Origin of the sequence: Desulfobaculum sp. SPO524, from assembly GCF_044987625.1 — a bacterium.
Classification (GTDB): domain Bacteria; phylum Desulfobacterota; class Desulfovibrionia; order Desulfovibrionales; family Desulfovibrionaceae; genus Desulfobaculum.
Genome location: NZ_JBJDSB010000002.1, coordinates 23,304 through 46,428, shown reverse-complemented (window position 1 = coordinate 46,428; position 23,125 = coordinate 23,304). Strand labels below are relative to the sequence as shown.

Sequence of the window (23,125 nt, the reverse complement as noted above, 5' to 3'; positions counted from 1 at the left end):
GTCCCCTCGTGCCCGGCGCAGACGCGCAAGGAGAAATGACCATGGCGTCCGAGTCCTTCCGCTCCAGCATCAGCTTTCGGTATTTCACCGCGTTTGCCGCAGTGTTTCTTCTGGCACTGGCCGGAATCGGCGCGGCGCTGGAAGTTTCGCTGCGCAAAGTGGAAGGGGAACATCTGCGCTCGGTGCTCATGCACAGCACCCATTCGCTGGCCAATATGGTGGAGACCGTCGCCACCACCTCCGTAAAGGACAACCTGCGCATTGTGGCCCACAATGAACTGCAAATCACCATGCAGTTGTACGAACAGACCCACAACGGCGCCCTGACGGAAGAAGAGGCCAAACGCCGCGCCATCGCCGCCATGCAAGGCGTATCCATTGGCAAACAGGGCTACCTGTATGTCATCAACAGCCGGGGCGAGCTTATCTACCACCCCAGTGATCAAGCCAGACACCTGACCGGCGTCGACCTCCCTTTTGTCCGCGAGCAGATGCGCCGCAAAAGCGGCTTTCTTGAGTACGAACGCCCCGGCAACAAGCTGGGCCCGCCGCAGGAAAAAATCCTCTTCATGGTGCACTTTCTGCCGTGGGATTGGATTATCTCCGCCACGGCGAGCAAGCGCGAATTTTTGGACCTTGTCGACATCGGCGACCTGCGCAAGGGCACCCTCGCCCACCGCATCGGGCCATCCGGATTCAGCGCGGTGCTTACCCTCTCCGGAGAGACCGTGGCCCATCCATGGCTCGAGGGCAATATCGCCAGCGCCACCGACGCCGACGGCAAGGCCTACATCAACACCGTTCTTTCCACGCCCACGGGCTTTCAGACCGTCAGCCTCGCCCCGCCGCCCCTGCCCATGCCGCGCACCATGCTTATGTATCACCTGCGTCTGCCCACGCTTAATTGGGTGGTTATGGTGGCCGGACTGCCCAGCACCTTTTCCCTGCCGCTCAATCACCTGCGGCTTGCCGTACTGGGGGCCACGGCCGGCGGCCTGCTTGCCGGACTCGTTCTCGCTTCGCTTTTTGCCTCGCGGATGCAGAGCCGTATGAATACCTTGGTCCAATTGCTCAAGCGCGGGGCAGACGGCAACTACGCCGTCCGGGCGGAGGTCACCTCCAACGACGAGTTCGGCACCCTTGCCAGCCTGTTCAACGTCTTCCTCGCCAAACTGCAGGACGCGGCGGAAGAGAGCGCGCGCTCGCAGCAGCTTTTGGAACAACGCGTCATAGAGCGCACGCAGGAACTGGAACTGCGCGAGCAGGAATACCGCATCATCTTCGAGTCCGTGTCCGATGGTCTGCTTATTGTGAATGAGCACGGCACTGTGGTGGAAGCCAACACCACCGCCGTCACGCTGTTTAACACCACGCAGGACACTATGCGGGGCATCCACCTCACGGAGTTGCTGCACCCGGACCATGTGGAGACCGTGCGCAACGTCATGGACAACTTTGCGCAGGGCCTCGACACCTTTGCCGCCCCCTTCTGCCGCCGCTTCGACAACACGGAGTTCGAATGCGAACTGCGCGCCACCACCCTCGACTACGGCGAACAGCACTATATTCTGCTTATGGTCCGCGACGTAACCATCCAGCGCAAAAACGAACGCGAGCGCCGCGCCCTTGCCCGCTTCCCCGACGAGAATCCAAACCCCATCCTGCGCGTCTCCTCCGACGGCAATATTCTCTACAGCAACAGCCCGGCCTGCGACGCCCTTGGCACGGAAGGCTGCCTGTACACCCTGCCCACCGAGCTTGCCGAACCAACAGCGCAGTGCCTGACGGACAACGCCGTCATCCGCAAGGAAATCGCCATCAAGCGCCGCTATTACGCCTTTGTCTTTGCCCCGGTTCCCGAACAACACTACGTAAACATCCACGGGCAGGATATTTCCGCCCGCAAGCACATGGAAGAGGCCCTGCGCCTTGAGCGCGAGCGTATGGCCCTCGCCTTTGAAGCCAGCGGCGCAGTCATTTACGAGCACACAATCCCCGTGGACCCCGAAACCGCCTTTGTGGACCAAAAGCTCCCGCAGCTTCTGGGGTACGAGTCCAGCCACCTGCCCTACGAGGCGGCAGAGCTGGACTGGTGGAACGAACGTTTTGCCCCGGATGACCGCACGCGCTTTTTGGATGAATATTCCGACTTCATTCAGGGCGTCACCCAGCAGTTGACCACCACCATCAAGTTCCGCCACGCCGCGGGGCGGTGGATTCATTTGGAAATCCACGCCAAAGCCATTGGACTGGACGAATATGGCCGCGCCAGCCGCGTTGTGGGCGTGGTGATGGACGTCACCCACCAGCGCATGGTGGAGCGCAGCCTCGGCGAAAGCGAAAAATGGCTGCGTACAATATTCAATAGCCTCCAGGCAGGCATTGTGGTGGCGGACATAGACACCTTCTCCATCGTGGACGCCAACCCCGTGGCCTCGGACCTTATTGGCCTGCCACGAAACGAACTGGTGGGCCGCGACTTTTCGGAGTTTATCCAGCCCGGTCCCGGCTCGCTGTGCATCAGTGACGGCAGTTCCATACGCGGGCTGTCCGGGCAGGGCATTCTCGTGACCGCGCAGGGGACGGAAATCCCCATCCTTGGCAACGAGGTTGTGGCCCTGCTCGGCGGCAAGCGCTCCATTGTCCATAACTTCATCGACATCACAGCCCTCAAGCAAACCGAGCGCGACCTGCTCACCGCCAATGCGGAGATGGAGCTTCTGCTCTCGTCCATCTCGTCCATCCTCATTGGCGTCGACTCCAAGGGCGCCATCCGGCACTGGAACACCAAGGCCACAGAGGTCTTCAACATCCCCGCGGCGGACGCCATTGGCCGCCACCTGTCCGACCTTGCCCTGAGCTGGGATCAGGACGTGGTCATGCAGTCCATGGACCGCTGCCAAACCAACAGCACAGCCCTGCGCATTGATGAAATCCATTACACCCGCGCCGATGGTGTAAAGCGCATCCTTGGCCTGAGCCTGCACCCCATCCGCAGCGACGGGGAAGGCACGCGCGGCTGTCTGCTGCTTGGCAACGACATCACGGACCTGATGGTCATGCAGCACCAATCCCTGCAGGCGCAGAAGCTGGAATCCATCGGCCAGCTAGCGGCGGGCATTGCGCACGAAATCAACACCCCCACCCAGTATGTTGGGGACAACACGCGCTTTTTGTCCGATGCCTACACCGATTACACAGCGCTCATCGACCTATATGGCGAACTGCTTGCCCGGCTGGACGCCGGAGAGGATACGGCGGACCTGCGCCAACGCGTGACGGAGATGATTGACGACATAGACCTCGATTACCTGCGCGAGGAGGTGCCCACCGCCATCACCCAGACCATTGAGGGCGTGGAGCGCGTCTCCAAGATTGTCCGGTCCATGAAGAACTTCGCCCATCCCGGCGCGCAGGAGAAGGTGCCCGTGGACATCGCGGCCGCCATTGAAAGCACGGTGACGATTTCGCGCAATGAATGGAAGTACGTCGCGGAGCTGGAAACGGACGTTCCAACGGACCTGCCGCCGCTTCTCTGCCTGCCGGACGAGTTCAATCAGGTGGTGCTGAATATGATCATCAACGCCTCCCACGCCATTGCGGACAAAGTGGGCAAGGACGGCACAACCAAGGGCCTGATTACCATCTCCGCCCGGCGCGACGGCGACGACATGGAGATACGCATATCGGATACGGGGGCAGGCATCCCCAAGTCCGTGCAGGGCCGCATATTCGACCCCTTCTTCACCACCAAGGACGTCGGCAAGGGGACGGGGCAAGGCCTCAACATCGCCCATTCCGTCATTGTGGAAAAGCACGGCGGCAGCATCAGCTTCACGTCCGAGGAAGGCGAAGGGACAACCTTCATCCTCCGCCTGCCGCTGACGCCCAAGTAGACAGCGCTGAGCGGCCACCGCTGGCGCTTCGTCAGGGCACGCCCCGCGCACCAGAAAGCGCCAGCAATCAGCGCGCCCTGACGCCACACGCCCCGCCATGACGGGAATGCATATTTAAGGGATTTGTTGCCGGTCCGGCGCTACTCCGGCGGCACAATTGAAGTGTATTGCTCGACTTGGCGCTTGCTCATGCCCCGCAGTTCGCACCCCACCACCAGCGGCGTTATCCGCCGCACAATGGCCTCCACCTTTTTCACCTTCACCCCGCTGAGGGACATCAGGTCAAACGTCACGCTCTCGCCAATCTCGAAGGTCTCGCCGCCGTGTTTGAAGCTGATGCCAAGGACACTGGCGTCCACAATCTGGTAGTTGTGCTCCTTCTGCGGCAAACGCGCCGCGTACTCGGCAAGGGGGATGCGGCGGGCGCGGCGCTTTTCGTGGCCATCAAAGCCGCCTGCCGCCTCAATGAAGTCAATGCGGCTGCCCGTTGAGTTTTGCGGGCGGGAATTCGTGCGCCGCACCTCAAGGGCCAGCCCCTGCAACTCCGAGGGGATGGCCTCGCGCGAGGCGATGGGGGCAAGGGTCTTGGCCGCGGCGTCCTTGTCGCCATTTTCCATCTGCGCGCGGGCAAGGCCTATACGCGCGGCGTCGCTTTGCGGGTCCACCTCCACTGCGCGCGTATACAGCCGCGTCAGGGCGCGGTTGTCCTTTTGCTGCGCCATGTGGTCCGCAACGGTTTTAAAGGGGTTGGGGGCTTGCGGGTCGGCCTTGCGGGCGCGGGTGTAAATATCCGCGGCCTTGTCGTCCTTGTCCAGCCACGCATAGGTCTCCGCCGCCTTGCCCATGAACTGTCCCCAGCGCTCCAGATTGCCCTGTCCGCGAAAGGCCTCGGCAAGGCCAATGTAGGCTTCCGGAAACAACATATGCACCCGCGCCGCCGCAGCAAACTTGGCGATGGCTTTGTCGTATTTGCGCAGTTCCAGCAGGTTTTGGCCTTCCTGCACCAGCTTGAGGGCCAGCGCCTTTTGCTTCAGCACGCTGTCCGAGGAGTGTGACAGCTCCTCGTGCACGGCGTCCGGCGCGGCGATGCCTTCGTCCTTGAAGATAGGGCGGCGAATGGGCTTACGCGGCCCGAAGAGGATTTTCTCCAGCCGCACCATGAGCAGATAGGGGGTGAAGGGCTTGTTGATGTAATCGCGCGCGCCAAGGCGCATGGCCTCGTCGATGATGCCGACAGGCGCGCCGCGCCCCATGAGAATCATGGGCAGGTGATACAATTCCCGGTCCGTGGCGATGCGGTCCAGCAGGGCGAACCTCTCGGCCACGGTCATGTCAAAATCCAACAGGGCGATGTCTGTATCGCGCTCCTTGAGGATGGTGAATATTTCCTCGGGGTCCGTGGAGTACGCCACCTTGCTGTAGCCATTATCCGTAAGGATTTTGGCAATGATGTTGGCAACGGTGGTGCTTGGTTCCCCCACAAGGATGCCGATATTTTGCTTCGCCGACATGGACGGCCCTCCCCTTCCTGACTGAGCGCGCTGCACGCGCAAACGCGGCAGCCCAGCCACGCCGCAGCATGGCTGGGCTGTTTTCACTTGCTAAGTGGGCGTGGTGAAGTCGATGTCAGCGACCGTAACCGCATCGCCCGATACGGTTGCTATGGACTGGGCGCCCCCCGAATTATCGCCGTTGGAGTCATACCACAACTCGTTGTTTGTGGAATCGTAGACAAAGGTGGCATCGCTTGTGCCAAGACTGCCATTGGATCCGTCATAGCCGCCAATGGCGGAATCCACAAACCCTGCCGACGAGTCGAAATTGGCCGAGTCGAAGACGAAGATGTCGTCGTAGGTGGTGTTGTCAAAGTCAACAATGCTGTCGCCGCCGTCGGTGGTGTCCGCGTAGTAGAAGGTGTCATTGCCATCGCCGCCGGTCAGGGCGTCCACGCCAAGGCCGCCGTACAGGTAGTCGTCCCCGCCAAAGCCAAAGAGCTGGTCGTTGTTGTCCATACCCTTTAGGGTGTTGGCGTCATCGTTGCCCTTCAGCGAGTCGGCATAGGCCGAACCTATAAAGCCCTCAATTTCCTGATACACATTGGTGTAGCCGCTGTAGGAGAACGTTCCGCTGCCGCCGGTGCCAAGGGTGATATTCATCCCCGACGTGCTGCTGACAAAGTCGATCAGGTCCGTGCCGTCGCCGCCGGAGAACGTATCCGCGCCGTAGCTGACGATAAGCTGGTCATCGCCAAGGCCACCGGAGACCAAGTCCGCGCCGTCGCCGCCATCCAGCGTGTCGTTATCCGCCCCGCCGTCCATGGTGTCGTTCTCGGTGCCGCCGCTCAGGGAATCCGCCCCGGCGTCGCCAGTGAGCATATCCGCGCCGCCACCGCCAAGGAGGGTATCCGCCCCCTCATCGCCGCCAAGGGTATCGTCTCCGGCCTCGCCGCTCATGTAGTCATCGCCGGTTTCGCCATCGAGTTCGTTGGCCTCGCTGTTGCCGGTGAGGGTGTCGTTGTACAGGGAGCCTTCAATGCCTTCGATATCGTTGTAGGTAATGACGTCACCGTCATAATTCAGCGTATCCATCCCTGTGGACAGCGTCAGGCTCACGCCTGTGGCACCGTTGATGAAGGACAGCATGTCGCCGTCAGCGCCGCCGTCGAAGGTATCCGCGCCGCCGCTGACGAAAAGGTCGTCAAACCCGTCACCGCCGGAGACCAAGTCCGCGCCGCCTCCGCCGTCCAACTCGTCGTCGCCGTCCTCGCCATACAGCGAGTCCGCCCCGCCGCCGCCATACATGGTGTCGTCGCCATAGCCGCCATAGAGCGTATCCGCGCCCGAAAGCATGCCCTGCGTATCGTCGCCATACATGACGTCCGCGTCGTCCTCGCCGCCGAGGGAGTCGTTGCCTTCGCCGCCGATGAGCGTATCCAGGCCAGCACCACCCCAGACATAATCGTTGCCCATGCCGCCGATGAGCATATCGTTGCCAAGGTCGCCGCCTATCTCATCGTTGCCGCCTTCTCCATCAATTGTGTCGTTGCCGTCCCCGCCGTACAGGCCGTCGCTGGTCTGGAAGAATTCACGCAGTTCACCATTGACGACCTGGAAGTACTGGAAGCCGTCCGTCCCCACGTTGCCTTCCGTGGTGGCAAGGTTGGCAAGGTCGTCCGCATCGGCGGATTCCGGCGGCTCTTCAAATCTGCCCGTCCCGTCCGCCCAACCAACGCGCGCCGGATTGGTTCCTGTGCCCGCGCCTGTGGGGTCGGTGTCGTCCACCCAGCCGATGTCCTCGTACCGGATGACGATGTCGTAATCGCCCATGTTGCGGTCGCTGCGGTCGATGATTTGCAGTTGGAAGGCGTTGGTATGGTCAATCTTCCCTGTGGCGTAGCCCACATCGTCCCAGGTGATGGTGAGGATATTGTGGGATGAGTCTATGTCGTACCACACAAGGTTGGAGCCTTCGGAGTTGCCGTTGTTCAGGTCCGCGCCTGTCGCCACGCCGCCGCTGGTGTCCACATGCGCCCAGAACGGGGCGATGATGGGCGTTTCCACAATGGACAGCGGCGTTGTGGTGGTGTCCGTAAAGGCCGAGCCAAAGCTGATGGTGCCGTTGGTGTTCACGTACACACCCGTGTAGGTCTCACCCCCAAATCCGATGCCATGGATAAAGGTGTCGGACAAATCGACAAACTCGGAGACGCTGTCACCACGGGCCAAGGAATTTTCGCCAAAGCCCACCGAACCGCCAAGACCGCTGACAAGGCTTCCCTGCTGCTCCACCATGGACCCCATAATCCCTGCCGAAGGGTCGCCGGGGTCTGAGGTTTCGTTGCCGCCAAGGATGGAGTCGTCCCCGCTGCCGCCGGAAATGAGGTCAAAACCGCTCTCGGAGCCGGTACCGCCGATAAGGGTATCCGCCCCCTCGCCGCCGTCGATGAGGTCGTTCCCGCCCATGCCGTTGATGCTGTCGTCTTCCTCCAGCCCGATAAGCTCGTTGTCGGACGAATTGCCGATGAGCGTATCACGGAAAAAGCCGCCCACCACGCCCTCAACGCCAATGATGGTATCCGTGTCGCCCCATTCGTCGATGGCCGTGCCCTCTCCGGTTCCGGGCACGGTGGCATCGCCAAGCTCCACATACACGCCCGTGCCGTCGCCGCCGCGGCCATTGGTGTAGTCGCCTTCTTTGTCGCGGTCGTACTCCAGCCAGTCAAAATTGTCGTAGGGACTGTCGCCGTAGTAGAGGTCGTTGCCCGCGCCGCTGACAATGAAGTCCTGTCCGTCGCCGCCGTGGACCTCGTCATCTCCTGCGCCGCTGAAGATAACGTCGCCGCCGGCGCCGCCATCGAGCGTGTCGTTGCCGTCACCGCCGTACATCGCGTCGCCGCCCGAGGTGCCAACCAGGGAGTCCGCCCCGCTGGTGCCCTTCACCTGATTGAGCGCGCTGAGGTCGACGGGATAGTCGTCATCATCGTCATCGTCGCCTGTGGAGGTGTCGCCCCCTGTATCGCCGCTGCCCGTGTCGCCGGAGGCCTGCGTGTCGTCGCCTGTGGGGGCGGTGTCATCATCGGCAATGGGAATGATGTCGTCGTCATCGTCATCATCGTCGCCCGTGACAGGGGGTTCGGTAATAAGGTCCACAAGGTCGTCATTGGTGCCCTGCCCACCAGTATTGATGGGGCCTGTCCCGGTACCGGCGCCAACGCCCGTTCCGGTTCCGGTGCCTTCGCCTGCAAAGGCGTCGTCCCCGCCAAAGGGGTCGGTGCCACCGTCAAAACCGCTACCTGTTTCAAAGCCGGTCTCGCCGCCGGTAATGGGGCCAGCGTCGCCATCAGGACCAAAATCATCCTGCCCGTCGCCAAGATCATCGCCAAGGCCGTCACCGAGGCCGGGCTCCTCGCCGGGGAGGTCATCCTCCGGGCCGCCGTCGCCTAGGGCCGCCAGCTCGTCCGGGGCGTCATCAGGAGCACCTTCCGGGGCACCTTCTGGGCCTTCACCGGGCTGCTCGTCGCCGGAGCCTTCGCCTTCCAGCTCGTCGCCGCCAGCAAGGAGTTCTTCGTCAGGAAGCTCCTCATCGCCGGGCTGTTCTTCGCCTTCCGCGCCCTCTCCGGGCTGCTCCTCACCGGGGCCTTCCTCGGGGAGTTCCTCCTCCCCTTCGCCTTCGCCCTCGGCCAGTTCATCCCCGGCAAGCTCGTCCTCGCCTTCTCCTTCACCCTCGCCTTCGCCTTCGCCCTCACCTTCGCCTTCGCCCTCACCTTCGCCTTCGCCCTCACCTTCGCCCTCTCCGTCACCTTCACCTTCGGCGTCGCCCTCGTCTTCGCCGCCCTCGCCGCCTTCATCCTGCGGGGCGTCTGGGGCCTGATACAGCCCCGGCACAACGGTGATGGGAGCCATGTTCTGCAGCATCTGCTGCTCTGTGGGGCTGTAAGGACGTGGCGCGCCCATGGTGCCATCCGCAAACACATCCACTATCTCGTTCGCTCCGGTGATGAAACGGGTGCCCTGCTCCGTGGTAATAACAAGGTCCAGCTCGTGATAGTCGAAGATGCCGTACTTTTCGCCACCATCCTCGCCAATGACGAAGTCCGCACCCGTGCCGCGGATGCCGATGGTGGCAAGGGGCGACTGCATGGTGACGCCATCGGGGTTGTCCTCCACGATTTTTCCGGTCACCATACGGAAGGTGCCCTTGGCCATGTTGAGCAGCATGCCGGAGGCGGACGGGTCGTCTGGTTCATAGACGTACTCGTCCACGGTCAGCCGCGCGTCCGGGCCTTGCGACAGCACGCTTTCGTCAGCAAAGCGAACCTCCACATTGGCTCCGGAGGACGTGACAAGAACGTCCTGAGCGTATATGGGACTGCCGACCTCAAGAGGTCGCGCGCCATCTGCCGACTCGGCAAAAGCTTGGCCTTTGATTGATGCAACTTCACCGACCTGTTGCATGGCACTCTCCCGATGTAGCGGGTGTTGGCGGGATTTTCGAGTTTGCCATCAGTATAGTCGGCAAAGCCATCCCGAAAAAGAGGAAACTTGACTTTTCTCGTAGCACATCCTGCATTTTCCAACAAACATACGGAATGCATCATCATCGGCAGAAAGCAACACACCAAGCAACGCACCACAAAACGCACCGCAATATCACTCCAGGAGGAACAAATTTGGATTCTTACGCTGTCGCCAAGCATATTTTTGAGATCGCCTTCCCACTCTTTTTGATCATGGACCCCGTTGGTAACGGAGCCATTTCCCTTTCACTGCTCAAAAATCAGGCCCCTGCGCGGCAGCGGAGCATTATCCTGCGCGAATGCCTTTTCGCCCTGCTGGTCATCCTCGTCTTTATGTACATTGGCGAAGGATTACTGGCCCTTCTGGACATTGGCCAATCCACCATGCGCATTGCCGGTGGCGCCATCCTGTTCATCATTTCCATGAAGATGGTCTTTCCCCCGGCGGAGGCCGACAACGCCGACGCCATGGACGACGACCCCTTCTTTGTGCCCATTGCGGTGCCCCTTATCGCCGGCCCGTCCCTGCTGGCGGCGGTGATGGTGTATGCCCACCGCCCGGACAACAATACCATTTTGCTGTCCTCCATTGTGGTGGCCTGGACCGCTACGGCCATCATCATGCTGCTCATCCCGGTCCTGACCAAGCTGCTGGGGCGGCGCGGTCTGCGTGCTGCGGAGCGGCTGATGGGACTTATCCTTATTCTTATGTCCTGCCAGATGCTCGAAGACGGCATCCGGCTGTTTGTCCACTCGCTGTAGGACCGCCGCCATGCAGACTGCCATTTCCGCACCGCAGCGCGTCCAGCGCCACGGTGCCACCGGGCAACCTCGCCCTGGGCGTGGCCGTCCCATGCGTTTCGGCCCGGCGCCACGCCCCGGACGCGGCGCACCACTGACGCCCCGCGCCCACGCGCCCTGCACGCGCGCGGGGGCGCAGTACCATCCACCACACCACTTGGCACACCATTCGGCGGCGGCATCGCTTCAAGCGATGCCGCCGCCGCTCGTTTTTTCTCCCCAAGGAGCGCGCCGCCACTTTCTGCGCGCGGCGCAATACCGTACACTTGTTCCCAAAAAGCCCCGCCCCTACAGGAGGTCCCATGCCCCCAAGAGAAGCCTATGACTGGCTGCGCGCCCATTCCGTGGACACCGCCCGCCTTGAAACCACCGTTTCCCTGCTCAGTTGGGACCAAGGCACCTATGCGCCGCCCCTTGGGCACCACCACCGCGCCGAACAAATCGCCACGCTGACGCGCATCATCCACACCCGCCGCACGGACCCGCGCCGCGCCGACGCCATACACGCCTGCCTCGGCCTTGCGCGCGAGGCCGGGCCGGACTCGGACATCAGCGCCAACCTGCGCATTTGGCAGCGCGAGCACGAACGCCAAAGCCGCATCCCCGAAGACCTCGCCGTCGCCACAGCCCGCGCGGCGGCGCAGGGCGAAAGCGCGTGGGAGCGCCTGCGCCCCAAGAACGACTGGAAAGGCTTTCTCCCCTATGTGGAGCACCTTTTGCGCCTGCGCCGTGAAGAGGCAGACGCCGTTGGCTACGAGCGCGAACCCTACGACGCCATGCTGGACAAATACGAACCCGGCGAAACAGCGGCGTCCGTCGCGCCACTTTTTGACGCCCTGCAATCCGCCAGCGCGGACCTGCTGGGCCGCATTGCCCAGCGCGGCGGCACCCGCAGTGCGGAAGTCGTCACCCGCCACTTTCCGCCCAAGGAGCAAGAGCGCTTTGCCCGCCACGTCATGACGGACATGGGCTTCGACTTTATGGGCGGGCGCATGGACACCACTGCGCATCCCTTCTGCACCCGCATCGGTCCCGGCGATGTACGCGTCACCACGCGCTACCGCGACAACGACTTTGCCGAGGCCTTTTTCGGCTGCGTGCACGAGTGCGGCCACGCCCTGTACGAGCAGGGCCTGCCCGGAGACCATTTTGGCACCCCTTGCGGGCGCTCCGCCTCCCTTGGCATCCATGAATCCCAATCCCGCCTGTGGGAGAACCTTGTGGCCCGCTCCCACGGCTTCTGGACGCACTACCTGCCCTTTGCCGCCTACGCCTTTGAGGCCTTCCGTTCCGCCCTGCTGAACAAGGTTTACTACGCGGTCAACGCCGTGCATCCCGGCTGCATCCGCACGGACGCCGACGAACTGACCTACAACATGCATATCTTTCTGCGCTTTGACCTTGAGCGGCGGCTCATGAGCGGCAGTCTGGACGTGCACGAACTGCCGGACGCCTTTAACGAAGGCATGTACGCCCTGCTTGGCGTAACGCCCAAGGATTCTGCCAGCGGCGTTATGCAGGACGTGCACTGGGGCGCGGGGTTGTTTGGCTACTTTCCCACCTACGCGCTGGGCAACATTTACGCCGCCCAGTTCATGGACGCCGCGCGGCGCGAGCTGGGCGACCTTGAGGCCATGTTTGCCCGTGGCGACTTTGCCCCGCTGCTGGGCTGGCTGCGCACCGCCATCCACACCAAGGGCGCACGCCTCGACCCGCGCGACCTTGTCCGCGAGGTCACCGGGAATGCACCGGACGCCAGCGCGCTCATTTCCCATCTGGAACACAAATATACGGAGCTCTATGGCCTGCGTCCGAAACGATCGTAGCCAAACACCAGCAATACCCTGAAATTTTACTCCATCGCGATTTCAATGCATTTCAGGGCTTCAGGAGCATTCAGAAAAAATTATGAAATGTTTTTCTCATCTTTCCCTTTACATTCCTTCGCAATTCTGCTCTATGCTGTGAGTAAGTCCCATTTTATGGACTTGACAGTACAAAACGGATGCAGCGCACTGGATTTCACGACAAGGGGGGAGAATGATGGAACAATTCACTTTGCACCGAAACGGCCAGCCCGACCTCGTCTTTAACGGCTCCGAAATCGCTCTGGTTGATGAGCGCGAATTCGTGGGTTTCATGGAAAACTGGATGGATACCGTCCTCTACAAGACGACCTTCGGCCAATACGTATTGGCATCGGTTTTCCACATTACCAATTGCGGCCAGCGCACCATGTGCACCGCAGAGGTCTTCCCAACGGCCGAGGCGCTGATGGACTTCATGGAAGTCGGCTCCCGTCCGCTGTCGCCGGTTTCGCTTGAGCTGCTGCGGCAGGCCTCACTGCATGACGAAGCCTTCATGCTGTGCACCACCTTCTGCACCGTGCAGTTGCGCGCCCCCAGCAAGGACGTGCTGGCGCAGTAGCCGTCTGGCGGACCTGCCGCCCACCGTGGTGTCCATCCCACACCGCTCCCCCGCTTTTGCTCCGCAACGAAAAGGCGGCCGCTTCCTTACGGAAACGGCCGCCTTTCCTGCGACTGGGGAACCTCCCCACAAATTGCATTTTTCCTGCTGCCCGTAGCTCACACGGCGCAAGAAGGCACGCGAACGCCCTATCGAATCTCGCGCGACATCCACACCACGCGCCCCAGCACCTCCACGTTGCTCTGGTCACCAAGGGGGATTTCCTGTGGTTCGTAAAAGCGCCTGTTGTCGCTGACCAGCACCAGCTTGCCGGGCTTGCGCTCCAAGCGTTTGACCACAATCTCATCGTCCATGCGCACGGCGTAAATTTTGCCCACTCGGATGTCATTCTGAGAGAGGTCCACCAGCACGATGTCCTCGTCATCAAGTGTGGGGGACATGCTCTCGCCGGTGACGCGCATCAGGCGCATATCATCCACAGATCCCTTACTGCGCAGCCACGAGCGCTGAAAGGCGTAATACTCCACCACGCGGTCGCTGGTCTGGGCGCTTCCGCCGCCGCCAGACAGGCGCGCCGCCACAAGGGGGACGTAGTCGTACTGCGGTTCCCGCTCCGGCGCGGGGGCGTCGCGCACGGTGCGGCGGACGGTATCCTCGCGCAGGAACTTCGCCCCGTGGCCCGTCTCCAGCCAAAAGGGATTCAGGGAGTGCGTACGGAACAGCTTGAGCAGCCATTCCGCCGGGACTTTATTTTTGGACTTCGCGTCGGAGATGGCACCACGGCTGACGCCCAGCTCACGCGCCAACGCGCTCTGCGTGCCAATGCCCAGCGCCTCGATGATGCGCGCGATAACGTGGGCCGCGCCCACCTCTGCGGGTTTGCTCCGGGTTCCGCCTGCGCCGCCCTGCGTGGTGTGTGCCATGGTCTGTATCCTCCTCGCTCGCGCGATGTTCGTCTTTTTGGCATTTAGGATTAAAGCGTTACTCAACACGCGTCAAGCTATGCCATATTTTTCAGTAGCTTCGGTTCCCCTTTTCAAAGCGGACGAAATGGGTCATGCTCCACCCCGAACCTGCAACGCATCAAGGAACGTTCCACTATGTTATTCAGACTTTTCGCGGCGTTTGCCGTTATACCGCTTATAGAAATCTACCTGCTGATGAAGGTTGGCTCCTTTCTCGGCGCGGAAACCACCATTGCCATTGTGCTGCTTACCGGCTTTGCCGGAGCGTGGCTGGCCCGCCAACAGGGTACATCCGTGCTTATGCGCATCCGCGAGGACATGGCGCGTGGCGTCACGCCCACCGGTCAGCTGGTGGACGCCCTGCTCATCCTTGTGGCGGGCATCGTCCTGCTGACTCCGGGCTTTGCCACGGACTGCGCCGGTATTCTGCTGCTTATCCCCCCGGTGCGCGCCGCCCTCAAAAACGTGCTCCGCAAAAAGTTCGAGAACTGGATCCGTCAGGGCAACGTCACCGTCATCCGCCGCTATTAGGCGCGAGGAGCCACAAGCCATGTCGGATACCTCCCATGGCGACACCACATCCGCAGATGCGCCCCTATGGCGTGACATCATGGATGCCCTGCCGCTGACGCAGCGCCCTCGGCGGCTTACCGCCGCGATGGCGCAGGACTGGTCCCTTGCCCTGCGCGCGGTGGGCATCCCCCACCGCCTGACGCCCCTGCGCAAGGGCTGGCGGCTCGACGTGCACCGCGACTTTATGGACCTTGCCGTGGATGAGGTGCTGAACTTCGCGCAGGAGAACCCGCCCGAAGCGCCGCCGGAGGCCGCGCGCCCCATCTCGCGCCGCGTGGTATGGCAGACGGCCCTCATCATGCTGCTGGGCGCCCTGTTTCACACCGTGTGTTCGCGCCCGTTCCCCAGCCTTGGCCTGTATCCCGAAACATGGGTCACCCACGGCGCGGCCGATGCCTCCGCCATTATGGCCGGGGAATGGTGGCGCACCGTCACTGCCCTCACCCTGCACGCCGACGCGGCGCACATGGCGGGCAACGCCCTCATCGGGGGCGTCTTTATGGTGCTGTTCTGCTCCGAGGCAGGCTTTGCCCTTGGGTGGAGCGTATTCCTCCTCAGCGGCGCACTGGGCAACCTGCTCAACGCCGCCGCCCACCTGGTCAACCACGTCTCCGTCGGCGCATCCACCGCCGTCTTTGGCGTAGTGGCCGCCCTTGGGGCCTACCGCGCCATGCGCGAACACGGCGTCAGCTTCCGGCGCACCGTCGCCCCGGTGGTGGCCGGGCTTGCCCTGCTCGCCATGCTGGGCGTTGGCGGCGAGCGTACGGACCTTGGTGCGCATGCCTTCGGCTTTTTGGCCGGGTTGCCCTTGGGTCTGCTGGCGGGCAGTGAGATTGGCGTCCGCCTTGCCGCGCACCCGGCGCTTCCCCGCCTGTGCGGCGCCCTCTCCATCGCCCTGCCCCTTGCGGCATGGGCGGCGGCGCTGCTGTAACTGCCACACAATTTCCCACCCACAAACGCAAAACCGCCCCTGTCCGGCCAGCCGGACAGGGGCGGTGTCGCTTCACTTGCGCAGAACGCCGCGCTAGGCGTTTTCAGGCACGATGGTCGGGTCGAGCATCCGGGCGAAGAGGAAACCGCCCTGAATATTTTTCAGGTTGGTAAAGCCCTTGGCCCGCAGCAGGACCTGACTCTCGTAGGAGCGCAGACCCGTGTTGCAGATGACGTACAGCTCCTTGTCGCGGGGCAGTTCGTCGTAGCGGGCGGGCAGCTCATCCTGCGGGATATTCAGCCAGCGCTTGCCGTACTTTTCCTGCATGGGCGCGCCCTGCTTGGCCGAGCGCACGTCGAGGACGAGCTTGCTTTCGTCGGGCAGAATGCTTTCCAAAAACTCCCTTGGCTCAATGGGATGACTAAAGCCGTCGAGGATATTCTTCAGGGAGTTGGCCGCGGCGTTGACGATGTCCATGGCCGAGGCATACGGCGGAGCGTAGCCCACTTCCAGATTGGAGATATCGTCAAGGTCCGGGCGGTGGGGCAACAGGGCCGCAACAGCGTCCACACGCGCCTTCACAGCGTCGCCCGCTTCGCCAAGGGCCTCAATGCCCAGAACGTGGCGGGTTTTGCGGTCCGCTATGAGCTTCATGTACATCCACTTGTGACCGGGATAAAAATGCGCGCGGTCGGCCTGCACGGCCAGCCCTTCCACAGGGTCGAACCCTGCGGCGCGGGCCTGCGCCATGGTCAGGCCGGCAGTGGCCACGCCAATGTCAAAGGCCTTAAGGCAAAAGGTGCCCACCGCGCCGTCAAAGCGCTCGTTGCCACCGGCGATGTTGGTGCCGATAACACGGCCCTGACGGTTGGCCAGCGAACCAAGGGGCAGATGCATGCTGGCACCGGTAATCTGGTTGCGCACTTCCACGCAGTCGCCACCGGCGTAGATGTTGGAGTCGGAGGTCCGCATGCGTCCGTCCACAAGCAGGCCGCCAAACGGCCCAACGGACAGACCGGCGCGCTGGGCAAGGGCGGTGTTGGGCCGCGCGCCCGCGCCAAAGATGACGAGCTGGCACTCCACGGTGCCCTTGTCCGTTTCCACGGCGGTGACGCCATTTTCGTCGCCAATGATGCGCTTCACGCAGGTATTGCACTGCACGTCCACGTCATTTTCCACCATGTGGTTGGTCAGCAGACCGGCAAGGTCCGGACCCATAGCCTGCGGCAGCACGTGGTCGCACATCTCCACAAGGGTGGTCTTCACGCCCCACAGGGCGGTGAGGGCCTCGGCCATTTCAAGACCGATGGCGCCACCGCCCACCACAACGGCGGAGTCGATGGAGCCGCTGGCGATGCGGTCCTTGAGGAAGATGGCCTTGTGCATGTTGGCGATGCTCACCACGCCGGGCAGGTCCTTGCCCTCAACGGGCGGGACAAAGGGCGTGGAACCGGTGGCCAGCACCAGCGTGTCATACGGGATGTCGTATTCCTCGCCGGAGGTCAGGTCGCGCACGTGCACGGCCTTGGCCTTGCGGTCGATGTCCAGCGCCTCGGTGGCGGTTTTCACATCCACCCGCTTGTAGATGTCGAAAAATTCAGGGTCGCGCACGGCATGGAAGACGGTGGAGAAGAGTTCGTCGGCATTGGCGATATCGCCGCTGACGTAGTAGGGGATGCCGCATCCGCCGTAGGAGATGATGGTATCCTTGTCGATGAGCGTAATTTCAGCTTCCGGGTCGAGGCGTCTGGCACGGCAGGCGGCCTTGGGACCAAGAGCCACGCCTCCGATGATGACGATTTTTCTGGCCATGATTCTCTCCTTTGCGACAGGCCGGGGTGCGATGGAGCGCCCCGGCGCAGATTCGGTGTTGAAAACACCCGCGCGGGCCATGGCGCGCCCTGCGGCGCGTGCGGCACGGCGGCGCGTGGCGCTACAGCTCGGGGTGCATCACCCGCACGAGGGCCACGGCAAAGCACAGGGCGCTGATAAAAACCTGAAAGATTATCGCGCACCAAAAGCCCATCTTGGACTCGTCCCGCCGCAGACGGAAAAAGCGCGATTGCACTTCCCCAACGTCCAAACCGACGCGGATCAGGTTCAGGTTCACCAGCCCCAAAAGGACCAAGACGGCCGGGATGACATATTCCATCATATACCCCTCGTTTTTTCGGTTGGCGCACCGCGTGCTTGCGGTCCGGCCTGTCATACACCGCTCCCTTCGTGTTCTCAACCCCACCGCCGGGCCCGTGTATGGGCGTTTGCCAAAACGGGCTGTGTCAAGTAAGCCTTATGAGAGATAATGCGTGGGACGTTTGCGGCGCGTTTTGCCACGGAGCACAAGCAATTCCACGCGCCCGCCCTGCGTCGCTTCCTTGATTTTACGCACGAGTGATGCACCACATGGCGTCTGTCCGTCCCCTTTTGTGACGAATCGCAACAGTTGCGCTTCTCCCAAAAGACTTCCCGGCACGACGCCTTTTTGCCTTTCGAGAAACCCTATGGACCTGCACCTATGATGGCCCCAGCCAGCGCCGCCTTTTCATATCCCTCCCGCATCCACCCGTTGTGGATTCCCGTTTTTGCGGTCGCCTACTACCTGGGGGGCCTGTTTGCCGTCTGTTTTACCGCCACCGATGGCGTGGCCCACATCTGGCCCGCCGCCGGCGTGGGGCTGACGGCGCTGTATCTGTGTGGTCTACGGGCCTTCCCCGCCATACTCATTCCGGACTTTTTCATCGCACTGTCCACCGGCCAGCCATGGGAAACCGCCGTCATCTGGTCCACCGGCAACATGCTGGCCCTTGCCCTGTCCGCACTCATCCTGCAGCGCACCGTGCCGCGTGATACATTCCACACCACATCCACAACCATGGCGCGCTTTGCCATCTTTGGCCCCACCGCCGCCAGTGTGCTCAGCATCTGTGCGGGCTGGGTGGGGGCCACCCTTGCCACGCGCCCGCCGCTGCCCAACCTCGGGCACATGCTATGGGGCTGGTTCCTCGCCGACTTTGCGGGCATTGTGCTCATTATGCCCCTTGTCATGGCGTGGACCACGGTCCGCCCGCGCCCGGCCCTTCGAATCCTCAAGAGCGAAAGCCTCGCCCTGTGCCTGCTCATTGCCGGTCTGGCATGGGCCATTTTCGGCACACGCCTTGGCGGCTCCTACCACCAGTATCCCCTCGGCTTTGCGCTGTTTCCCTTTTTCATCTGGAGCGCCTTCCGCCTGGATATCCGGTCGCTCACGCTCATTCTCGCGGCTGTGGGCACCTACTGCGTGGCCATGACCATGGTGGGGCTTGGCCCCTTTGCACACCTGCCCCAGCCCCACGCCCTGCATGTTGTCCAACTGTTCATGGCCGGCGGCTCAGGCGCAACGCTCATCATCTATGCCATCCTGCATGAGCGCCACGCCGCCGAAGCCGCCCTCAGCGACAGCCGCGACGCCCTCCAGCGCGCCTATGTGGAACTGGAGGACCGCGTAAGCGAGCGCACCGCCGAACTGCGGCAGGCGCTGGCCGAACTGCGCGCGGCGGGTGATGTGTACCGCAACATCTTCCAGCACGCCGTGGACGGCATCTTCCAGACCGACGGCGCAGGCCGCCTGACGCGGGCCAACGCGTCCTTTGCCAGCATCATGGGCTATTCCTCCCCGCAGGAGGTGCTGGACCACGCCGGAACCATCAACGCCATCATGGCCTCGCCCGACGAAGACAGCGCCCGGCTCTTTTCCCAGCTTGTGGCGCGCGGCTCCGCCGAGGAGTTCGACTTCACGGGCGTACGGGCCGACGGGTCGGACGTGTGGCTGGCGATGAGCATCCGCGCCACCAAGGACGATGACGGACGCATCATATCACTGGACGGTATCCTGCGTGATATTTCCGAGCGCAAACGCTGCGAGCAGGCCCTTGCCCAGCGCGCCATGCATGATGAACTGACGGGCATTGCCAACCGCTACAGCTTTCACGAAACCTTTGCCCACATGATAGCCCACGCCCGCAGGCGTCGCTCCGGCCTTGCCCTGCTGTACGTGGACCTTGACGACTTCAAGCTCATTAACGACACCCACGGCCATCTGGCCGGGGATACTGTGCTGGTGGAGGCCGTGCGCCGCATGACCTCGCGCCTGCGTCAATCCGACCTGCTGGCCCGGCTGGGCGGGGACGAATTCGCCATCCTGCTGCCGGACACCACGTCCCGCGAGCAGGCCGAGTCCGTCGCCAGCGACATCCGCGACGTGCTCGCCGCCCCGTTTGACCTCACGCACACCACCGTCACCACCAGCGCCAGCATCGGGCAGGCCCTCTATCCCGACGATGGCGCCACCACGGAAGACCTGCTCAAAAGCGCAGACGCCGCCATGTACAGCACCAAGGAAGCCGCAAAGACCCAGTCCAGCAACACCTCTGACGAGAACGAGCAATGAGCACCACTCCCCCAAACGACGACGGACCAGCCTCGCGTTCCGCCCGGTCACGCACGGGCATCATCAACATCCTGCTCACCCTCTGCGCCTGCGTCGCGGTGGTGACGCTGATTCTGCTCATCAACACCGAAGAATCCACGGTCGACCTCTCCCCCGAGGAACGGCAGTACCTTCTGGACCACCCCGTCATGCGCGTCGGCATCGACGACAGCTTCACCCCCCTGCAGTACCAGGACAAAAAAGGCCACGCCCGCGGCTTCAGCGTGGACTTTATGAATCTGGTCAGCGTCAACCTCGGCGTCACATTCGAATACATCCCCGCCAAATGGAGCCAACTCTCCGGCATGCTCCAGAGCGGCGAAATCGACATCATTCCGGATATGACGCCAACGGAGCGCCGCGCCCAGTTCTACGCCTTTACCGACCCCGTCAGCGACCATCAAACCCACCTTTTCGTCCAGGCCCACGTTGTGGATGTGGAGACCCCGGCAGACCTGCATGGCCGCCGCATCGCCATCCCCAAGGGCACAGCCCTTGCGGCCCTGCTGCGGCGCACCTATCCCGAGGCCGACTTTATGGAGTTTACGGACTCAAACGTCGCGTTGCAGGGGCTCTTGAAAGGCCACTACGCCGCCGTTGCCGCCTATGACTTCGCCTTCAATTACGCCATCTTTCAGGCCGGCGTTTCGGATGTGAAAGCCACCGGCCCCGCCCTCACGCGGGAGCATGGGTGTCTGGCTGTGCGCAAGGAGAACGCGGTGCTGCACTCCATCCTCAGCAAGGGCGTCATGTCCATCCGCGAGGAACAAAAGGAGAACATCCAGCGAAAATGGGTGGGCAGTGTCCCTTACCACAGACCCTTTCCTTTCCTGCTGGAACGCTACAGCCTTGAACTGACCATCGCCGCCGCCCTTGTTATTGCGGTTGCGCTGTGGAACCTGCTGCTGCAAATCGGCTTTCGCCGCAAAACCGCGGCCATCCGCGAAATGACGGCCCGCTTTTCCATCCTGTACCAAAACACTCACGAGGCGGTGTTCATCCTCCAGCGGCGTACCATTGTGGACATGAATCCCGTGGCGGAGCGTCTGCTTTCGGTGCGCGCCGATGATGTGACGGGGCAAGATATCTTCGACATTGTGCCCTCGGCCACATTCGTGCCGGGCGGTGTGGACTTCCGCGCCGCTTACGCCAAGGCCGAACAGGGCACCCCCCAGTCCGTGGAGGCCGCAATAGCGCTCCCCTCCGGCAGGAACGCGGACATCGAAGCGCGGCTGAGCGCCTTTACGGTGCAGGGGCAGAATTATATCGTTGCGCAGGTCCGCGACATCACGGAGCGCAAAATTGCCGAGCGCGGCATGCGCAAGCAGCGCACCCTGCTGCAACAGCTCTTCGAACACTCCCCCCTTGCCGTTGTGCGCGTGGACAGGAGCGTCACCGTGCTGGATGTGAACCACGCCTTTGAGATGCTGTTCGGCTACCCGCGCGAGGATGCCATCGGCCGCCATTTGGATTCGCTCATCGTCGCACCGGACAAGGTGTCGCAGGCGGACGGCCTCAATCAGGCCATCCTGCTGGGCGAAACCGTCCAGCACGAGACCACACGCCGCACCCGCACCGGGGCGGATGTGCACGTATCCATCGCGGCCTCGCCCATTACATTCGAGGGCGAATACATCGGCTCCTACTGCATCTACGCGGACATCACCCAGCGTTACATTGCCGAAGAACAGTTGCGCTATCAGGCCTACTACGACAGGCTCACCGGGCTGCCCAACCGCGAGCGGCTCATCCAGCATCTGCAAGGCTCCATCGCCGCGCCGCATCCCTTTGCCCTGCTGCATCTGGACCTTGACCGGTTTAAGGTCATCAACGACAGCCTCGGCCACCCCATGGGCAACATGGTCATCAAGGCCATGGCCAACCGCCTGAAGGTGGAATTGCCGCAGGACTGCTTCATCAGCCGCGTTGCCGGGGATGAATTCGCCATCGTCCTGCACGAAAAGGTGGATGCGGAATCCGCCCGCGCCACAGCCCGGCGCATCCAATCCATCATCCGCCGCCCCATGACCCTTGCCGGGCGCGAGATACAGCCCTCGGCCGGCATTGGGCTGGTCCTTGGCCCGCCAGAGCACGAAAACCCCGACTTTATGCTGCGCGATGCGGAAATCGCCCTCTATCAGGCCAAGAGTGCGGGCATGGACAAGCTGGCCGTGTTTACCCAGCAGATGCACACGCAGGCGATGCAGGCCCTTGAAACCGAGGCCGAACTCCGCCGCGCCGTGGATAATGAGGAATTCATCCTCTACTATCAGCCCATTATCCAGCTCACCACCGGCGCGCTGGCGGGCTTTGAGGCCCTTGTGCGCTGGCAGCACCCGCAGTACGGCATCATCGAGCCAAGCGCCTTTATCCACACGGCGGAGGAGACCGGGCTTATCGTTGGCCTTGGCCAGCAGGTGCTGGACATGGCCTGCGCCCATCTTGCCACCTTGCAGCACCACTATCCGGACACGCCGCTGTTTATGAGCGTGAACCTCTCCTCGCACCAATTCACCCTGCCGGACCTGTCGGAACGCATCCGCGCCACAGCCACCGCCGCCGGCGCGCGCATGTCCAGCATCAAGCTGGAAATTACGGAAAGCGCCGTAATGGAAAACGCCCACACTGCGGAATACCAACTGGATATGCTCCGCAGGCTGGGGGTCAGCCTGTCTCTTGACGATTTCGGCACCGGATATTCGTCCCTGTCCTACCTGCAGGACTTCACCCTGCACACGGTGAAGGTGGACCGCTCCTTCGTGCAGCGCATCGGGCCAGAGGGCCAAAACGCAGAAATCATCCGCGCCATTATCGAGATGGCCCATATCCTCAATATGGACGTCATCGCCGAGGGCGTGGAACACCCCTATCAGGCCGCCATTCTGCGGCGGTTTGGCTGCGACTACGCGCAGGGCTACCTGTACGCCCGCCCCATGCCGCAGGCCGACGTGGACGCCTATATTGACGAAAAAAGGCAATTCCCTGTGGTTCCAGCGCCGCACTAGGGGGAATCTGTTGACCCCTTTTGTGAATTGGGTATTCTTCAGCCAC

Annotated in this window: 13 protein-coding genes; 8 read left to right on the top strand and 5 right to left on the bottom strand. The window is 62.4% G+C overall.

Annotated elements, in window-relative coordinates:
- Positions 1-41 precede the first annotated feature (41 nt).
- Positions 42-3,896 carry a PAS domain S-box protein gene (locus ACI3L3_RS05770; RefSeq protein ID WP_404844163.1) on the top strand — a complete coding sequence of 1,285 codons (3,855 nt, stop codon included), beginning with the start codon at positions 42-44 and terminating at the stop codon, positions 3,894-3,896.
- A 140-nt stretch (positions 3,897-4,036) separates the two neighbouring features.
- Here the strand turns inward: ACI3L3_RS05770 and ACI3L3_RS05765 are convergent, their stop codons facing one another.
- A complete protein-coding gene (locus ACI3L3_RS05765; RefSeq protein ID WP_404844162.1) occupies positions 4,037-5,407 on the bottom strand; it encodes a response regulator in 1,371 nt (456 codons plus the stop codon).
- Between the two features lie 90 nt (positions 5,408-5,497).
- Positions 5,498-9,850, bottom strand: coding sequence for a nidogen-like domain-containing protein (locus tag ACI3L3_RS05760; protein WP_404844161.1), 4,353 nt, complete (start codon positions 9,848-9,850; stop codon positions 5,498-5,500).
- A gap of 215 nt (positions 9,851-10,065) precedes the next feature.
- Here ACI3L3_RS05760 and ACI3L3_RS05755 point away from each other — a divergent pair, with 215 nt between their 5' ends.
- From ACI3L3_RS05755 to ACI3L3_RS05745, 3 genes are all read left to right on the top strand, one after another.
- Positions 10,066-10,674: a MarC family protein gene (locus ACI3L3_RS05755; protein ID WP_404844160.1), complete on the top strand. Its 609-nt coding sequence runs from the start codon at positions 10,066-10,068 to the stop codon at positions 10,672-10,674.
- Between the two features lie 341 nt (positions 10,675-11,015).
- Complete coding sequence (locus ACI3L3_RS05750) at positions 11,016-12,539, top strand: carboxypeptidase M32 (RefSeq protein WP_404844159.1); 1,524 nt, start codon at positions 11,016-11,018, stop codon at positions 12,537-12,539.
- Positions 12,540-12,753: 214 nt separating this feature from the next.
- On the top strand, positions 12,754-13,140 hold the full coding sequence (locus tag ACI3L3_RS05745; RefSeq protein WP_404844158.1) for a hypothetical protein: 387 nt from the start codon (positions 12,754-12,756) through the stop codon (positions 13,138-13,140).
- Between the two features lie 188 nt (positions 13,141-13,328).
- Here the strand turns inward: ACI3L3_RS05745 and ACI3L3_RS05740 are convergent, their stop codons facing one another.
- Positions 13,329-14,063: a S24 family peptidase gene (locus ACI3L3_RS05740; protein ID WP_404844157.1), complete on the bottom strand. Its 735-nt coding sequence runs from the start codon at positions 14,061-14,063 to the stop codon at positions 13,329-13,331.
- A gap of 177 nt (positions 14,064-14,240) precedes the next feature.
- Between ACI3L3_RS05740 and ACI3L3_RS05735 the strand changes: the two genes are divergently transcribed.
- Positions 14,241-14,636: an FxsA family protein gene (locus tag ACI3L3_RS05735; protein WP_404844156.1), complete on the top strand. Its 396-nt coding sequence runs from the start codon at positions 14,241-14,243 to the stop codon at positions 14,634-14,636.
- A 19-nt stretch (positions 14,637-14,655) separates the two neighbouring features.
- Positions 14,656-15,609, top strand: a complete 954-nt coding sequence (locus tag ACI3L3_RS05730) for a rhomboid family intramembrane serine protease (RefSeq protein WP_404844155.1) — start codon at positions 14,656-14,658, stop codon at positions 15,607-15,609.
- Positions 15,610-15,702: 93 nt separating this feature from the next.
- On the opposite strand, the gene ACI3L3_RS05725 is transcribed toward ACI3L3_RS05730, so the two are convergent.
- Positions 15,703-17,421, bottom strand: a complete 1,719-nt coding sequence (locus ACI3L3_RS05725; RefSeq protein ID WP_404844154.1) for an FAD-dependent oxidoreductase — start codon at positions 17,419-17,421, stop codon at positions 15,703-15,705.
- Between the two features lie 121 nt (positions 17,422-17,542).
- Positions 17,543-17,764 carry a hypothetical protein gene (locus ACI3L3_RS05720; protein ID WP_404844153.1) on the bottom strand — a complete coding sequence of 74 codons (222 nt, stop codon included), beginning with the start codon at positions 17,762-17,764 and terminating at the stop codon, positions 17,543-17,545.
- Between the two features lie 360 nt (positions 17,765-18,124).
- Here ACI3L3_RS05720 and ACI3L3_RS05715 point away from each other — a divergent pair, with 360 nt between their 5' ends.
- Both ACI3L3_RS05715 and ACI3L3_RS05710 read left to right on the top strand, forming a co-directional pair.
- On the top strand, positions 18,125-20,035 hold the full coding sequence (locus tag ACI3L3_RS05715) for a diguanylate cyclase domain-containing protein (RefSeq protein ID WP_404844152.1): 1,911 nt from the start codon (positions 18,125-18,127) through the stop codon (positions 20,033-20,035).
- A complete protein-coding gene (locus ACI3L3_RS05710; RefSeq protein WP_404844151.1) occupies positions 20,032-23,079 on the top strand; it encodes an EAL domain-containing protein in 3,048 nt (1,015 codons plus the stop codon). The genes ACI3L3_RS05715 and ACI3L3_RS05710 overlap by 4 nt, the downstream gene beginning before the upstream one ends.
- The last annotated feature ends 46 nt before the right edge of the window (positions 23,080-23,125 follow it).

Excerpts from the sequence above, each read along its gene's own strand:
- ACI3L3_RS05770 (WP_404844163.1), top strand. The coding sequence starts at position 42 with ATGGCGTCCGAGTCCTTCCGCTCCAGCATCAGCTTTCGGTATTTCACC.
- ACI3L3_RS05765 (WP_404844162.1), bottom strand. The coding sequence starts at position 5,407 with ATGTCGGCGAAGCAAAATATCGGCATCCTTGTGGGGGAACCAAGCACC.
- ACI3L3_RS05760 (WP_404844161.1), bottom strand. The coding sequence starts at position 9,850 with ATGCAACAGGTCGGTGAAGTTGCATCAATCAAAGGCCAAGCTTTTGCC.
- ACI3L3_RS05750 (WP_404844159.1), top strand. The coding sequence starts at position 11,016 with ATGCCCCCAAGAGAAGCCTATGACTGGCTGCGCGCCCATTCCGTGGAC.
- ACI3L3_RS05745 (WP_404844158.1), top strand. The coding sequence starts at position 12,754 with ATGATGGAACAATTCACTTTGCACCGAAACGGCCAGCCCGACCTCGTC.
- ACI3L3_RS05740 (WP_404844157.1), bottom strand. The coding sequence starts at position 14,063 with ATGGCACACACCACGCAGGGCGGCGCAGGCGGAACCCGGAGCAAACCC.
- ACI3L3_RS05735 (WP_404844156.1), top strand. The coding sequence starts at position 14,241 with ATGTTATTCAGACTTTTCGCGGCGTTTGCCGTTATACCGCTTATAGAA.
- ACI3L3_RS05730 (WP_404844155.1), top strand. The coding sequence starts at position 14,656 with ATGTCGGATACCTCCCATGGCGACACCACATCCGCAGATGCGCCCCTA.
- ACI3L3_RS05725 (WP_404844154.1), bottom strand. The coding sequence starts at position 17,421 with ATGGCCAGAAAAATCGTCATCATCGGAGGCGTGGCTCTTGGTCCCAAG.
- ACI3L3_RS05720 (WP_404844153.1), bottom strand. The coding sequence starts at position 17,764 with ATGATGGAATATGTCATCCCGGCCGTCTTGGTCCTTTTGGGGCTGGTG.
- ACI3L3_RS05715 (WP_404844152.1), top strand. The coding sequence starts at position 18,125 with ATGATGGCCCCAGCCAGCGCCGCCTTTTCATATCCCTCCCGCATCCAC.
- ACI3L3_RS05710 (WP_404844151.1), top strand. The coding sequence starts at position 20,032 with ATGAGCACCACTCCCCCAAACGACGACGGACCAGCCTCGCGTTCCGCC.